This window comes from Williamwhitmania taraxaci (genome assembly GCF_900096565.1).
Classification (GTDB): domain Bacteria; phylum Bacteroidota; class Bacteroidia; order Bacteroidales; family Williamwhitmaniaceae; genus Williamwhitmania; species Williamwhitmania taraxaci.
The window spans coordinates 1-14,410 of the sequence record NZ_FMYP01000082.1; the positions used below are offsets into that span (position 1 = coordinate 1).

General features: G+C 41.6%; 9 protein-coding genes. 1 reads left to right on the forward strand and 8 read right to left on the reverse strand.

Annotated elements, in window-relative coordinates; all coding sequences use genetic code 11:
* The 4 genes from BLS65_RS15390 to BLS65_RS15405 form a co-directional block, all read right to left on the reverse strand.
* A partial coding sequence (locus BLS65_RS15390; RefSeq protein ID WP_170830160.1) for a S8 family serine peptidase occupies positions 1–5,699 on the reverse strand: 5,699 nt, incomplete at its 3' end.
* 269 nt (positions 5,700–5,968) lie between these two features.
* Positions 5,969–7,345 carry a DUF5689 domain-containing protein gene (locus BLS65_RS15395; RefSeq protein WP_170830161.1) on the reverse strand — a complete coding sequence of 459 codons (1,377 nt, stop codon included), beginning with the start codon at positions 7,343–7,345 and terminating at the stop codon, positions 5,969–5,971.
* Between the two features lie 22 nt (positions 7,346–7,367).
* Positions 7,368–8,186 carry a DUF5689 domain-containing protein gene (locus BLS65_RS15400; protein ID WP_092440595.1) on the reverse strand — a complete coding sequence of 273 codons (819 nt, stop codon included), beginning with the start codon at positions 8,184–8,186 and terminating at the stop codon, positions 7,368–7,370.
* Between the two features lie 28 nt (positions 8,187–8,214).
* Entirely contained in the window at positions 8,215–10,962 is a 2,748-nt protein-coding gene (locus tag BLS65_RS15405; RefSeq protein ID WP_092440597.1) for a TonB-dependent receptor, read from the reverse strand.
* Between the two features lie 197 nt (positions 10,963–11,159).
* Here BLS65_RS15405 and BLS65_RS15410 point away from each other — a divergent pair, with 197 nt between their 5' ends.
* Positions 11,160–12,212 (forward strand): endonuclease/exonuclease/phosphatase family protein, encoded by a 1,053-nt coding sequence (locus tag BLS65_RS15410; protein WP_092440599.1) that lies wholly within the window; start codon positions 11,160–11,162, stop codon positions 12,210–12,212.
* Between the two features lie 320 nt (positions 12,213–12,532).
* On the opposite strand, the gene BLS65_RS15415 is transcribed toward BLS65_RS15410, so the two are convergent.
* From BLS65_RS15415 to BLS65_RS18425, 4 genes are all read right to left on the reverse strand, one after another.
* Positions 12,533–13,369 carry a BRO-N domain-containing protein gene (locus BLS65_RS15415; protein WP_092440605.1) on the reverse strand — a complete coding sequence of 279 codons (837 nt, stop codon included), beginning with the start codon at positions 13,367–13,369 and terminating at the stop codon, positions 12,533–12,535.
* Positions 13,370–13,479: 110 nt separating this feature from the next.
* Complete coding sequence (locus BLS65_RS15420; protein ID WP_092440601.1) at positions 13,480–13,668, reverse strand: hypothetical protein; 189 nt, start codon at positions 13,666–13,668, stop codon at positions 13,480–13,482.
* A 79-nt stretch (positions 13,669–13,747) separates the two neighbouring features.
* Positions 13,748–14,020 (reverse strand): hypothetical protein, encoded by a 273-nt coding sequence (locus BLS65_RS18420; RefSeq protein WP_170830162.1) that lies wholly within the window; start codon positions 14,018–14,020, stop codon positions 13,748–13,750.
* Between the two features lie 130 nt (positions 14,021–14,150).
* The coding region (locus BLS65_RS18425) for a hypothetical protein (RefSeq protein ID WP_170830163.1) at positions 14,151–14,410 on the reverse strand (260 nt) is incomplete at its 5' end.

Sequence of the window (14,410 nt, forward strand, 5' to 3'; positions counted from 1 at the left end):
TGGTTAACAGCATCAATAGTTGTTGTTCCAACCTGCTCTAGAGGAATGCTAAATGCAGTTAGGTCAGCAGAAGAACTTCTAGCATCAACTGTAATGCTATAATTTTTGAAGTCTCTTCCATTTCTAGAAACAACTGTAACCATCACAGGACTAGAGTAATCAACAACCGATGACTGTGGATTAGCCTGAGCAACGTTATTAATCGCAAGCGTTGCTTGGGGCGAAATGGTAAACAAAGCCTTTAGCGCAGTCAGATCAAGGCTCGAAGAAACCTTCTTGTAGAAGTTATTTCCGCTTCCATCAAGCACGATCGAACTTAACAAACCAGCATTATCAGCCGTTTCGAAGGAGTAAGCAGTTAAATCACAAGCAGAACTTAAGTCGTTGGATACATTAACTGTATAGTTTTGACTTATGCCTGTGTTAAAACCAAATCCTTCAGCAGTATAATTTTTAGTTCCGCTGGTAAAATCTAAGACACTTCCACTAGTTTGAACAGCAGCACCAATCATAATAACAGATTGCTGACTAGGAGTGAAGTTTGCAGTAAGCGCACTTAAGTCCGCAGCATCCATTATAGATGTGAAAGTATTGGTGTTTGCATCAAAAGTTGTAGGAACTTTCTCTCCGGTAAAGTTGAAGTTTTTCAGAAGTAAACCAGGAGCATTCCAGAACTTACCATCACCCATACCAGAGACATCAGCACCAGAAATAATGGCTGTATTATCATTACTTGAATAGTCGAATAGATAACTGCCAGCGCCTTCCTTAATCTTATAGTAAGCAAGAAGACCCGCTGTATTTGCAGCATAATCAGTCATCATATTACCACTAATGGTTGATTGGTCAAGACAAGAGTTCCAAACGCGAACCTCGTCAATTAATCCATTAACAGGCCTCAAAAGATCACTTGCTCTGTTACCAATGGATATTGGGTTCGAACTATTAGTCTTTGTTGCTACAGCAGCTCCAGAGTATACTGTCCAAGTTTGAGCAACACCATCAATATAGAGAGTGTAAACATTGGTTGATGATACCGTTAAAGCAACATGCTGCCATGTACCTTTTTTTACGCTATTAGGCACATACCGAATAAATGAACTGGTTGCCCCAGTGACCCTTAGTAAATAACTATTTGTGCCATAGAATGCAACGCCATAAGTGGTAGTATAATCTAATATTACATTTGTTTTGTTGAAAATATTACCATAGTTCGTTGGATCGCTCAGGTTAACCCATGCTTCAATGGTATAATTATTAACCAGATCAACTGCAGGTATTGCACTAGCAGTTGCAACATTTAAGCCACCGTAGAAACTACCGACAACGTTGAGAGCTGATGGAGCAACTACAACAACCTGAGTTGACATTGTATCATTTGTAGCAAGCACATCACCAGCTAGCTTAGTATAGATATCAACATTATAGTTGTTTGCCGCTGTAAAGTCAGCCTTTGTTGTAAACGTTATAGCGCTCGTTGCACCAGCAGCAATTGGGCCTACCACTGCTTGAACAACTTCAGCATCTCCATTGATAGCATAGGCTACATCAAAATTACTTATAGATGTAGTTCCAAAATTTTTAATGGTTGCAGCAATTGTTGAAGTACCTACTCTGCTTGGTCTGATAGTTAAGATAGCCGAAACACCTGCATCTGCTGTTGAAGCAAGAGATACAACCGAAACGGTCGTGCTATCATTTTCGGCAATAGCATCGCCAACTGCGACAACCCAAACCTTAAGCGCATAAGTGGCAGCAATAGATAAATCTGCTTTTACAGCAAAGGATTTTACTAAACTTGTAGCCGAAGCAATATTATCGGTAGTAACAGACTCTATAACCGGAGTATTGTTGTCTATCTGATAATACATATCATAGGTAGTTAGCGCAGTTAAACCATAGTTAAATAACGTAAACGTTACCGTTTCAGTCGTCGTTTTAATACCAGAAGCTGTGGGTGCAGTAATTGCAGTTACAGCAGCATCAACCGCAGGTTTGTCCACGCACTCGATGTGTGCCACAAAGCCCATATCGTTTACATCGAAATCGGAGGTAAACTTAATGGTTAAATTACCATTGGCAGAAGAGGATGTGATTGATGGAGGCAATGCGCTTCCAGCGAATTTCCCGAGCAGGTTTGCAGCAGAAGTGCTGTTGCCGTTATACACATATACGAAATCATAACCTTCTTCAGTAGCAAACTCTGTGAAGGTAATCTTAACGTTTTTGCCAGCAGTACCCGGTATAAATCGGTGTGTTTTTGTTTGCGAAACAGCATAATCGGCATACCGTCCAGCATTATCAACCAACCAACCATCGCATGTTGTAGTTGGAGTGCCTGTTCCAATTAGGATATCAGTTCCATTGTTGGCCTTGTAGGCGGTCATGCTATTATTGCTCGCAATTGGGTCGTTTGGCCAATTAGCTGCAGCGACAACAGAATAAACTCCTCCAACGGAAAAATCAGCCGTCTGGGTAAAGGCATAGGTTGCCTCAGCTATTGGAGCTATTGGACCTGGTACAACCTCACTGACAACAGCACCACCATTTACGGTGTAAGAAACTGGCACATCAGAAACGATTTCACCAGAGAGGTTTTTAACCTTAACGGTAATGGTCTCTGCAGCAGTATTCCCCGCACCAACAGTTAAACTGGTTAAGGCCATATCACTCAAAGGTTCGAGGAATTCTATATTGTCAATAGTAACAAAGTCACCAACATCATAGGTGTCGAGACTAAAATCGTAGTTACCACTTGTGTTTACGTAAGTAGTATAGTTTGTTTTACAAACTGCCTCAAATTCAACAACTACAGAAGCCATACCTGCATAGGCTGCCAAATCGTAGTAAACGGATTTGTAACTAACCTGATTCGTTGCACCGTAGATTTGGGTTCCGTCGGTATTTGTAAGAATATCACCATTAACCCTAACCCTAAAGTAGGAGGTTCCAGCAGCAGTTCGGTATTTCTGACGATAATCGAACTTTAACCTGAAATTCTTTCCTGCTAATGAGGTTGCATCAATATTGCAGATGCTTGCCTTTACAACAAAATTCGGGTTGTTGGTAAAGCAAGCAGCATCGGTACCAGCAAGCCAAGCGGTTGTTGGACCAGATGTTCCTTCCAAACGAATACCATACTTTTGTGCATTGTTCACATAACGAACATTCCCCTGACCTAAAACGGAGGTAAAGTAAAAATTATCGGTCTTTTGGCTTTCAAAGTTTTCGATAAATGGAAGAGTGGATACCGCAACGGTAGGATTGACCGTTACCGCCAATGACCGCTCGCTAATTGCTCCAGTTGTAAGGTCGATAGCTCGAACGCAATACCAGTTATTATTACTTTGGGTAATACCGGTAATGTCGTAACTATTAGATGCTACGTCGGCTAAATGCTCATAAACTTGACCATTTAATTTCAACACCTCATACTTAGCGTTGGCAACAACATCCCAAGTCAAAGCAAATGGACCTGCGCCGCCACATTGTGCCGAACCAACCTTTATGTTTTGTGGAACAGGCATAACATTAAAAACGCCTTTGGTCGCATTAAGAACAGAACCGTTAGAAATACGAATTTTTGCATTACTACTTGTCCCTGCAGGAAGAGTCCATAAGTAACTCCTAACAGAAGATGGAATGTTTGAGGCTATAACTGAATAGTTTACACCGCCATCAGCAGAATACTCAATGGTAAAGGTATTGCTGTAACCTTCACAATCCCAACGAATAACACCCTCGCTACCAGGAGAAAGGTTTTCGCCACCAATAGGATAGGTTAACTTAAGCGTAGGCATGATGATATCGTATACAACAGCAAATTCCTGAACACCATCTGCAATTTCAAACCCATCAACACCAATTGTGTAAGTTCCAGCAGTAGGATTTGAAAAAGTTACCTGCTCTAGGTTGTTCAAGCCATCATAATCTCTAACAGCTGTTGCTGAGGGATTTGCTGGATCTAAAACCCAAGGTAACGTTATTGATCCGCCATTGGAAACACTTAAATCTAAATCGTTTACGAGTATCCGCGAGGCCCCAACTGTACCAGTTGGGTCAGTCCAAGATAGCATCACCTTTAAACCAACAGCCCCACTAGGAACAGTAATATCTTTAGTATAAGTGTTGCCTTGGCTAACAGTGTCAATAAAGTAATGGTTTTGTTCCATAACAGAAACAGCTCTTAACCCGTTGATCTCTCCAAATCCATACTTATAATCTGGACCAAAATTCCCAAGATCATGTGCTGTATTACAAGCCAATCCTCTCATTAATGATGATGCGGGTTGTTGACCGCCATGGGTATCTTTATAGCGCTGATAAACCAGAGCCATTGTTCCAGCAACACCTGGCGTAGCCATAGAGGTTCCGCTCATAAGACCATATCCATTATCAAAAAATGTGGAGTAAACATCTACTCCATCTCCGCTAATGTTTGGAATCAACCGACCATCTTCTGATGGTCCAAAACTGCTGAAATAACTCATACCATCTAATTCATCAACAGCAGCAACCATCAAAGAGTTTTTCATGTTCTTAGAGGTTGTATTAAATCCACCTGGACAAATGCTTTGATTATTACCAGCAGAGAAAACATACAAAAAGTAAGGATACCATCCAGCAATTAAGTCCTCATTGTGGTCTGTACTATTGTAGGCATATGGGTTGGGACAAGCAGTTACATTATAGCCCCATGAATTAGAGGTGATTTCAATACCATCATTATCGAGGGCAAGTAGTCTTTCATTTGGAACAGCTAACCCATTGGACTGAACGTTAAAATTCCAAGCGTATAGTTGTGCTTCAGGGGCCATACCAGTTGCTCTGGGATCAAGAAGGCCTGCTCCAGTAATTGTGCCGCCAGTATGGGTACCGTGATCGCTTCGATGGCTCTCAAACTCACGGACAACTAATCGATCGTTGAAATCCCGGTGGTTGTAGACATCACCATCCCAAAGGCCAATTTTAACACCCTTTCCTGTTAAGCCATAGCCTAAGCCAGGAATCGAAGAACTTAAAACATTGGCACGATGCAAACTCTTACCATGATCGTTATCCAACACGGAAGGAGGTGCTATTGGCTCAATATTCATAACCCAGTCCAAAGAGGATAACGTAGCAAGATTGGAGATAGAAACTTCAGCCGAGAACATATGAAACTTACCCATCATCTTAACAGAGGTAATTTTCAATTTAGAAATTGCGGCAGCAACTGTAGTCTCATCAACATCTTTAAAATAGGTAACATCTACTTTAACGATATCAATACCCGCTTTAGCATAGTCAGGTACATTACCCTTGGCTAAATCCTGACGTATTTTATACTCAGGCTTAATCGGAATAAAGGACCTAATGTTCTTTGACGCGCTTCTGCTAATAGAGTAAAAGCGAGAAGAAACAGAAACATAGTAGGCATAACCCTGCAAATAGTTTAGCAGTGTGATTCCTTGTTCCTTCAACTGTTTTTGTTCGGCAACAGTGGGCAAAGAATTAAACTGCATAATAAAATGATTCACTTGCGAAGGTGCAGTAGTTACTCCTTTCGCTTTTAACCCTTTTCTCACATCCTGAAAATTAGCAGGAAGTGTAACACTATTTTCATTCAGTGTTACCCTGTACTGGTTTGGGTTGTGGCGCTGCGCCCAGCCAACCCCAACCGTTGTGACAAGAGTCAATAGAAGTAAAAATTTTTTCATGAGTAATTAATTAGGTTTATAGAGTATCAACTCAGGAAACTGCCTAAGCTGACCAAATATAAAGAATAATAATAATAAATGACACATATCACTCCAATAAGTTTTTGAAAACAGGCAAGAATAATGATAGAGAATAGATTTTTTTTAAAATATTTATCTAGCATCATCAATGAAATACAACAAATCGCAATAACAAAACATTGTCTGCAAAATTAAAAAAGGGGCTGCCATTGGCAGCCCCTTAAATTTGATTCCTTTACAGGATTCGACTACTTATTACTTATGATAACATTATCAATGTTAAATCCAGTAGAAGATGTTCCGCTGCCTGAATACTTAAAGGCAACATAAATTTTCTGTCCTGCATATGCACTTAAATCAACCGAACCAGAGTTTACCCAGATAAATTGGCCATCGGAAAGAATAGGAACGCGAGCAGGAATCTTGATCCAGGTAGCGGAACCAACCGTTCCACTAAAATCCGTAGATACAAATACTTCCAACGTAGCTCCATCGACCCAATGGTGATACTCAGAAATAAACTTCAGAGCACTAACACCAGTGGAAGGCAAATCTACCCCTGGAGTTATAAGCCAAGCAATATTGCTTACCTCACCACTACCGAAGGGTGTCATCTCTGCATAACTATCACTATTGTATACATTACCTCTCCACTTTTTAGTTCCGGCCTCAGCAAAATTCGTCCATCCCGAAAGGGTAATATCTGCATATTTTACGACAGAGGTGAAACTTTCAGAAAACACAACGGCTGGCTCAACGCATCTATCATTCACAAACTGAAAATCCTTTTCCGATCGCACAACCAATTGATATGTACTAGCACCAAATTTAGTAAGAACACCAACAGCAGAACCATTCAGATTAGGCAAAGACAGAGCACCAAAAGTAGAGTATCCACTTGTTCTTAATACAATAGTATTACCATCACAATCCTTTAGTGTTCTATTGGTCGTGGCAGTACCATCAACAAATATCTTTGCTGTATCTGTCACAAGAAACTCAACTCCATCAAGGCGAATTAACCTACCTTTCAACGAATCATTCAAGTCGGTGAGTTTCACGGTGAGTGGATTTTCTGCACCCCTTAAGCCGGAAAGTTCAACAAAATCGTTTATATTACTAGCATCTATTCGGCTCAACGTATTGTCTACCTCAGGAGTACCAAGTTGAACATCATAAGAAGAGGAAGATCGCATAGCATAAAGATTCGACACTTTAAGGATAACTGGCCAACCTGGTTTAAACGCATAAGCAGAAAACATATCCTTAGCTTCAACCAACACCTCAATACCACCAGTGCCATCTTCAATCCAAACACTCTTATAGAATGCACCTGCGGAATCGGAAGAAACAACAACGCCCTTTATTACTAAAGTCGTGTCTAATCCGCGCTCCTTTAGATCGTTATAAAACGATTGAGAATAAAGAGCACTAATCTTTTTTAAACCAGTTGTAGTACTGCTACCATAAAGAGTCCGTAGCTGTTTAACCGTAGTCGTTGCGGTTAAACCTGAATAAGTAACAGGAGGTACTGTATCGAAGTCCTCTTTAACACAGCTACCTGCGGTTATGAGAATGCTAAGCAGTAAAATGCTCCATACATTACGATTAAATATTGTTTTCATAGTTTCATCATATTTAATGTTACTAAAATCTGGGATCATCCATCACAACATCCTTTGTATCCCGAATAACTAGCTGAAATGCTCCATTGTAAACTGACAATATGCCAACAATCGAGCCACTTCCTGTTGGGAGTACATCCCCAGCAAATGCAGAAAAATCGCTAGTACGCAATTCAACAGGGACACCGGACTTAAGCTTTAAAATTCGGCTCCTCACTAACGAACCTGTACTAATGGCATAGGTCAAACGAGAACCATCAAAGTCTGAAACAGTTTTTAAAAATTCTGCATCTTTGATTTTTACAAGTTTTCCAGCATTTAGAACACTAGGAGTAGTTATCTCAAGAATGTCAACAGGGTTCGGTTTTTTCCCTTTCTTAATGATATGCTGGCCGATGATATAGTCGGTTTCGAGCCCGCCAATTTGGACAATACCATCGGGAGAGTATGTTGAACCCAACTGTCTCATTCCACCATAATCACCAATAAAAAGACCCTTGCAAACCACAATCAAACGTTGGCCACGCTTGTAGTCGTTGTAGAGCGTAGTCTTGCTAAGCTTAATTTCGATGCCACCCGTTGCATCCTGAATGTAAATGGACTTGTAGAAGTTTCCAGCCTTATCGTCCGAAATAACAACACCCTCAATAATAACAGAATCGGGCACAGCCAAAACACCGTTTCCCCACATGCCTTTCAGCTGAGAAATGGTAGTATTCTTCTCAATACTGGTGGTATCGCTGTAAGGAGCTGGTTCGGCAAAATCGTCCTTTACGCAGCTTGTGGATAACACTGCGGTTGCAGAGATTCCCAGCAATACCGCAAAAAATATTTTTTTCATAGTTTTTTCTTCAAGTTAAAATCCAAGACTAGAAACGGTAGCTAACCATAACAAAGAAGGTTCTGCCATAGCCGTAAAAGTATTTAGAAGGATACTTATCCACATTCTTTGTGGCGTAATCGAACCTCATCTGCTCATAACCACCGGTCACCATATCCTGCTTGTCGAGCACGTTCGAAATATTAAAGCTGAGGTTAAGGTAGTTTCGTTTGAACTTCCACGAAGCACCACCATAAATATCAAGGGTAAATGCATCAGGAATACTCTCCTGATTCACAATTTTATTGTATAGATCTACATCCTCAACACCGGTAACTGCTTCGCTAGTACGGCGCTCTGGGTTAAAGTCTAAATAAGATTGGCCAAAATAGTTCGCATTGAAACCAACGAACCAATACTTAGGCGAACTATACTTCAAACCAATAGAAGCAGCGGTTTGTGGAGTTCCTGCGTCAAAGAAATTCTTAACATAAACAGTTTTGTCTACAGCAAGGAATTCATCGCTATTATCCTTCGAAATCGTAACCTTAGGTCTTGAGGTATACTGATACGAACCTGCTGCCGCAGCAACTGTAGCGGTAAATGTAGGTGAAAGTTTAATTTCAGTACCAAACTCAAGTCCCATATTGCGCTTATCAATACCAGTCATTGCATAGTTTACAAATGTTCGGTATGTATCGTGATAGAAACTCTTTAATTCTGTTTGATCCACAAACTGCGTGTAGTAACCGGTTAATCTCGCTTTAACAAAAGGAGTGCGAAGATTGTAGCTTAAATCGCCGCTATAAACCGTCTCACTTTTCAAGTTATCAACAACCTTATTGTTTACGCGAGGAGAGCTATAACTGTTGCGTATAAATGGTGCACGTGTCATGTAGGCAACATTTGCATCGAAGTAGTGACGGCCAGTTAGCTTATAGGTAGCACCTGCCTTGAACCCAAAATCGTTAAACTGTTGCTTCTTGGAATCGCCCTTTGAGCTATTTGGGAAACGACCATTGGCCACATTTCCAGTTCTCCAAAACTCGGTAAATGTATAGTTACCGGCAAGGTAGTAATCAAAATTGCTATAAGAGAACTCAGCCAACGACCAAGCCTTAATTGTATTAACACTCGATTCATAGTTATAACCATACGTATCACCCTCCTTTACAATATGGTTTGGGATGGAGATGTCGTTTTGTGCGGCATTTACATCACCCTTAAAATCACGTTCTGCGAACTGATCCACGTCAACAAAATAATCTCCACCCATTAGATCAACAACGGTTTTGAAATGCTTCGCATTGTAGCGCATTAACTCAATGCCACCCGACAATACAAGATGATTGTTGATTTCCGTGTTGAATATGGAGTTTGCAGTCAGCTGGGTTTGATCGTCACGACGCTCTTCAATAATGTACTTCGACCTACGGCCAGTTTCTGTCCCACCTAACCCATTAGCGTTTAGAATGGTATCTATATTATTATAGTTTACATTATAGAGTCGATCCCAGTTTACTTGATTCACCGACTGATCATTTTGAAAACTCGACACAATGTCGTTATAACCACCTGCATCCACGTTATAACTTGGCAAGTAGCGATAGTAATCGGGGCGAGGATCTGGAGCATCATACCAGTTAAGCGCAGTGCTTCCGTTACGACCAAAAGAATATCCTACAGAGGATGTCAACTTAGTTTTATCGCTAATCTTCCAAAAGTGGTTAAAAATAGCCATTGGTTCGTTGGTGTTGCGAATGCGAGAATTTCTCTTTTCGCCATCTTGCCAACCCCAGTTTGGGTTATAGAAGTTTGAGCCAACCAAGTCGTAAGCCTCTTGAGTGGAACCACCAGCCATACCCCGCTTAACTGGAGCACCAAAAACGGTTAGAGCGACAGTATGCTTATCGTTAAATTTTTTCTCAATGGCACCAAAGTAAGCCCATGCATCGTAAGAGGTTCCCTCTGTATAGCCTTCCTTGGCATAACGACGCGAACCGGAAACGGTATAAGCCCAACCATTCTCCATTGCTCCCGAGGAGTAGGTTGCTATTACTCTGTCGGTATAACTCCGATTGGAACGAGCGTAGGAAGCCTTAAATCCTTTTCGTTGTGCAGATGGACGAGTATTGATGTTTGTTATGCCCCCAATATTACCAAAAGAGAAGCGACTAGCCTCAAGGCCGTTGCGAGTCTCCTTATTACGAGTCACATCATTCAAACCGCCCCATTGCGACCAAGATCCCCATCCCGACTCTGGATCGTTCACGGTAATCCCATTCATATATAAAGTGGAGTTGTCGGAATCGTAACCTCGAACCCGGAATCGGGCCGAACTAAACGTAAAACCGGCAATATTGGTAAATACATCGGAGGAAGACTGAAGCATCCCAGATACGTTTTGCGAGGAAGACTCACTATCCAACTCATCACCACCAATGGTAAAATCTGAATTGATAGACGACAACGCCTCTGCATTTAGATTTTTCGCAAAAGCCAGTTCGCCCAAGTTATTCTCGCCTTCTACAACCGTTATGGTCATAGTAAGATCGGTATAGCCATAAAGTACAACCTCTATAGTTTGCTCACCTACAGGGATATTTTTTAATTCAAAATTTCCGGCAGCATCAGTGTAGGATAGCTGGTTGCTTCCGGCAAGACCTACGGTAACTCCGGGTAACCCCGCTCTCGAATCTTTATCGAGAACGGTTCCTTTCACCAATCCCACCTGACTGAAGGCAACGCCCAAGCCAGCCGAAATCAAAACAAAGGCCGTAAAAAGCAATTTTTTCATGAGGACACTCTTTAGGTAAATAATCAATGAGTTAAAGGTTTTTTGACTAAACGGGTGACAACGCCCCAATTTAGGTTTGCAAAGAAAAAGAAATTTTTCATATATTGAGCCCCCTTTCTCGAACAGAATGAGGAATCAATTTTCTTTTTGATAAACGGTAGAATATCAACGCTCTACTTAAAATAAATGTGCGCCGTATGAAAAATAATCGCTTAACAATTGGCTTGATCCTAGGCATTTTCTTGATCCTTACGACTGCTTCTCAGGCTCAGGATAAGAAATTCAAGGTAGGAACCATCGCTTTTTACAATCTCGAGAACTTATTCGATACCCTCGACACGCCCGATGTGAACGATGTCGATTTCACCCCAGCCGGCTCCAGCATGTGGAATGCCGCTCGATACGAAAAGAAGTTGGCAAACATGTCGGAGGCCATCACCCAAATTGGAAGCGAAGTATTCCCTGGTGGTCCTGCTATTATAGGTGTGTCCGAGGTAGAAAACAGGCAAGTGGTCATGGATTTGGCAAACACACCTAAGATGAAGGCTGCTGGCTATCAATTTGTGCACTTCGATGGCCCCGATCGCCGTGGCATCGATGTTGCCCTACTTTACCGTCCCGCAGTGTTTCGGGTTACCTCCACTCGCTCTGCTAGGCTTATCGTTGCCGACAAGCCCGACTTTCGCACACGCGACCAACTTGTTGTTAGTGGGCTTTTTTATGGCGAGCCTATAGATGTAATCGTTAACCACTGGCCATCCAGAAGCGGTGGTGAGAAGTCGAGCATTCCATTGCGTAGAGCCGCAGCTGAACTCTGCCGGTCATTGGTCGACTCCATTTACAAATCCAACAGCACCGCTAAGATCATAATTATGGGCGACCTCAACGACGATCCAACCGACCCAAGTTTAACCGAAGGATTAAAAACCATTAGCGATATAGACAACGTAAAAACAGGCGATCTATTCAATCCTGCCGCACAAATGCTTAAGGATGGAATTGGCTCTCTTGCGTATCGCGACTCGTGGAATCTCTTCGATCAAATTATTGTTTCGGAGCCACTACTTAATGCCAAAGCCGGAAAATTGAAATTCTTAAAGTACAAAGTTTTCAACGCCAACTTCCTCACCCAGAAGGATGGACAATTTGCCGGATATCCATTTAGAACCTATTCTGGTGGAGCATACACCGGTGGCTACTCCGACCACTTTCCTACATACATTATTGTGGTAAAAGAGATTATAAAGTAACATTCCCCGCATAGCATTATAGGGCGACCCAAACAGGATCGCCCTTTTTGTTTTGTGAATGGTTCTTCGTTAAGTTGTGTTCAGATCCAACATACTAAACACAGGAACAAAAACAACCATAAAACTCGCCTGCCAGAGCGAAACTATCTCCGCGATAGCGGGGCGATCTCAACGGCTGCAACAGCCATAAGCCACCACGCTTGGCAAACTTACCGCATTATCGCATACCCGAAGTCAACAACACACCAAATACACCTGTATCAGTGCCTAAAACTCTTTCTTCTCGCCAATTTCCAATAACGCCGGACTAGCGGGGGCTATTAGTCTAATTCATTATTCTTTTTCCGGTCGAGTTGTTTTGCATTTCCTTTTGTAACTATTCTTTTTCCTGATTTCGCCTCAATTTCTCTTCGAGTATTTCCAGCAATAGTTCCACCTTGTTTCGCTATTTTCTGGTTTTCATTGAATGTTTTCGGCTTCTTTTCCTTAGAAATTTCAGTGGTTGTTGCCTCTGCAAGCATGTTTAAAACTAACTCTAAATTAGTCATATGATCTCGCAGGTTTTCTTTCTTAAGTGCCTTGAAGTTTTTGTATTGTTTTGTTGTAAATCCACTCCATGCTTTTGTTATTTCGTCCGTAAGAATAGCGTATTCTTGTCCTTTATTTACTCCACAATTCTCCCACTCATCGGTGAGTTCTTTTCTTACTTCTATGCTTTTGAGTCGTTGATTGATCCATGATGTTGAATAGCCTTTTCGCAGGTAAGTTTCCATTAGTCGGTCAATACCTATTTCAGGATCCTCAATTTCATCTATTCGTTCGCTACCTGTTTTTGCTAACCAAAGCTTAAATGGTTCCGCTTTGGGTGACGGGATAGACTGAATTAAGCGAAAGAGTTGCTCTGTGTCTGCTACATCTGTTTTGTAGAATTTCCCATCGGATGAAGGCATTTTCAGTTGACTACAATTTGTAGCCAACTGGCTTCCCTCGGCCTTTAGCCTAGTTTTTAGGACGCTCCAATATTTGCGAGGATTAGGACTTCCGGTTAATACGCCCACTACATCAACCACTGAGAAAAACCATTTTTCTTGATCATCATCCCAGTGTGTTCTGATTTGCTTGTCGTTAAACAACTTTATTGCCGTATCCTGCCTCATATTCTTTTTGTTATTGCGCAAAAACATCCCGTTAATTTAAATCCCACCAACCGCACACAGCGTAAATATAGCCAAAACCCTACACGCCGATGGCAGCTGCGCAGCCTTCCCTAGCGCATGGCACGGTTGCGAGGACGTTTCGTCCGGCTGCAACAGCCATAAGCCGCCACGCTTGGCCTGCTTACCGTATGGGCAACATAGCCTGCCTCGCCTTTTCGGCGGGCCCATGCCACCGCTTTTTGCTCTTGGCTAGGCTTGCGGTTAAGCAACCTTACTACCAAGTGCCTATTTTGCTTCATTTGCACTGGTTTGTAATTCACGGACAGCATGTCCGCGATAACCGGTATCCGGGATAACCGAGCATTTTGCAGTTAAGGATTAGATGGTTAATGTAGCGTTACAGGTTTTTAAATATTCTTTGACTAGCCCTTTAAAAACTGTATTTGAATATTTGCCTAAAAACTCAATGAATAAGAGCCTAGCACTTTTTATATCCGCAACATCCCCCGTAATCCCGTACTTCTGTAAGTAATAAAACCCTTTGTAGAAATACGCTGATTCCACAAGATAACTATTGGGATACAAATCTATAATCTTATTAAAATGATGTACAAGACTATCTCCTTGTATTTCCTCTTTGGTAAAATTCATCCCACCCATAAGTTTGGTGAAATTCGGCTTAAATATATTAACGACAGCGGTATCGGTTCCGGGAATCTCTTTTACTTTAAAATCTTTGGCTGTAATCTAAAAAAATGTTGTTGATAATATTTTGTTAGCATTAAAATGCTGCACTAACCTGAATTACTCCACTATTCCAATTTTGCGACTTCCACGACCGTTTCACTGGACATCGGTAGGTGCGCTCTGAGTAGGCTTGTATGAAACTCTTGTAATGCGCTTCAATGTTTGTAAATAGATCCCATGCTTGGTAGCGTTTCAACAGCTGCCGGCCTACCTTTTCCGGTGAGGATTTCTCCTTCTTTGCCCTTTCTACCGCGACAAACCAATTCGAATAGTTCTGTAGATACTTCGTTGACA

Coding starts and splice junctions, on each gene's coding strand:
- BLS65_RS15395 (WP_170830161.1), bottom strand. CDS start 7,345: ATGAAAACAATATTTAATCGTAATGTATGGAGCATTTTACTGCTTAGC.
- BLS65_RS15415 (WP_092440605.1), bottom strand. CDS start 13,369: ATGAGGCAGGATACGGCAATAAAGTTGTTTAACGACAAGCAAATCAGA.
- BLS65_RS15400 (WP_092440595.1), bottom strand. CDS start 8,186: ATGAAAAAAATATTTTTTGCGGTATTGCTGGGAATCTCTGCAACCGCA.
- BLS65_RS18420 (WP_170830162.1), bottom strand. CDS start 14,020: ATGAATTTTACCAAAGAGGAAATACAAGGAGATAGTCTTGTACATCAT.
- BLS65_RS15405 (WP_092440597.1), bottom strand. CDS start 10,962: ATGAAAAAATTGCTTTTTACGGCCTTTGTTTTGATTTCGGCTGGCTTG.
- BLS65_RS15420 (WP_092440601.1), bottom strand. CDS start 13,668: ATGAAGCAAAATAGGCACTTGGTAGTAAGGTTGCTTAACCGCAAGCCT.
- BLS65_RS15410 (WP_092440599.1), top strand. CDS start 11,160: ATGAAAAATAATCGCTTAACAATTGGCTTGATCCTAGGCATTTTCTTG.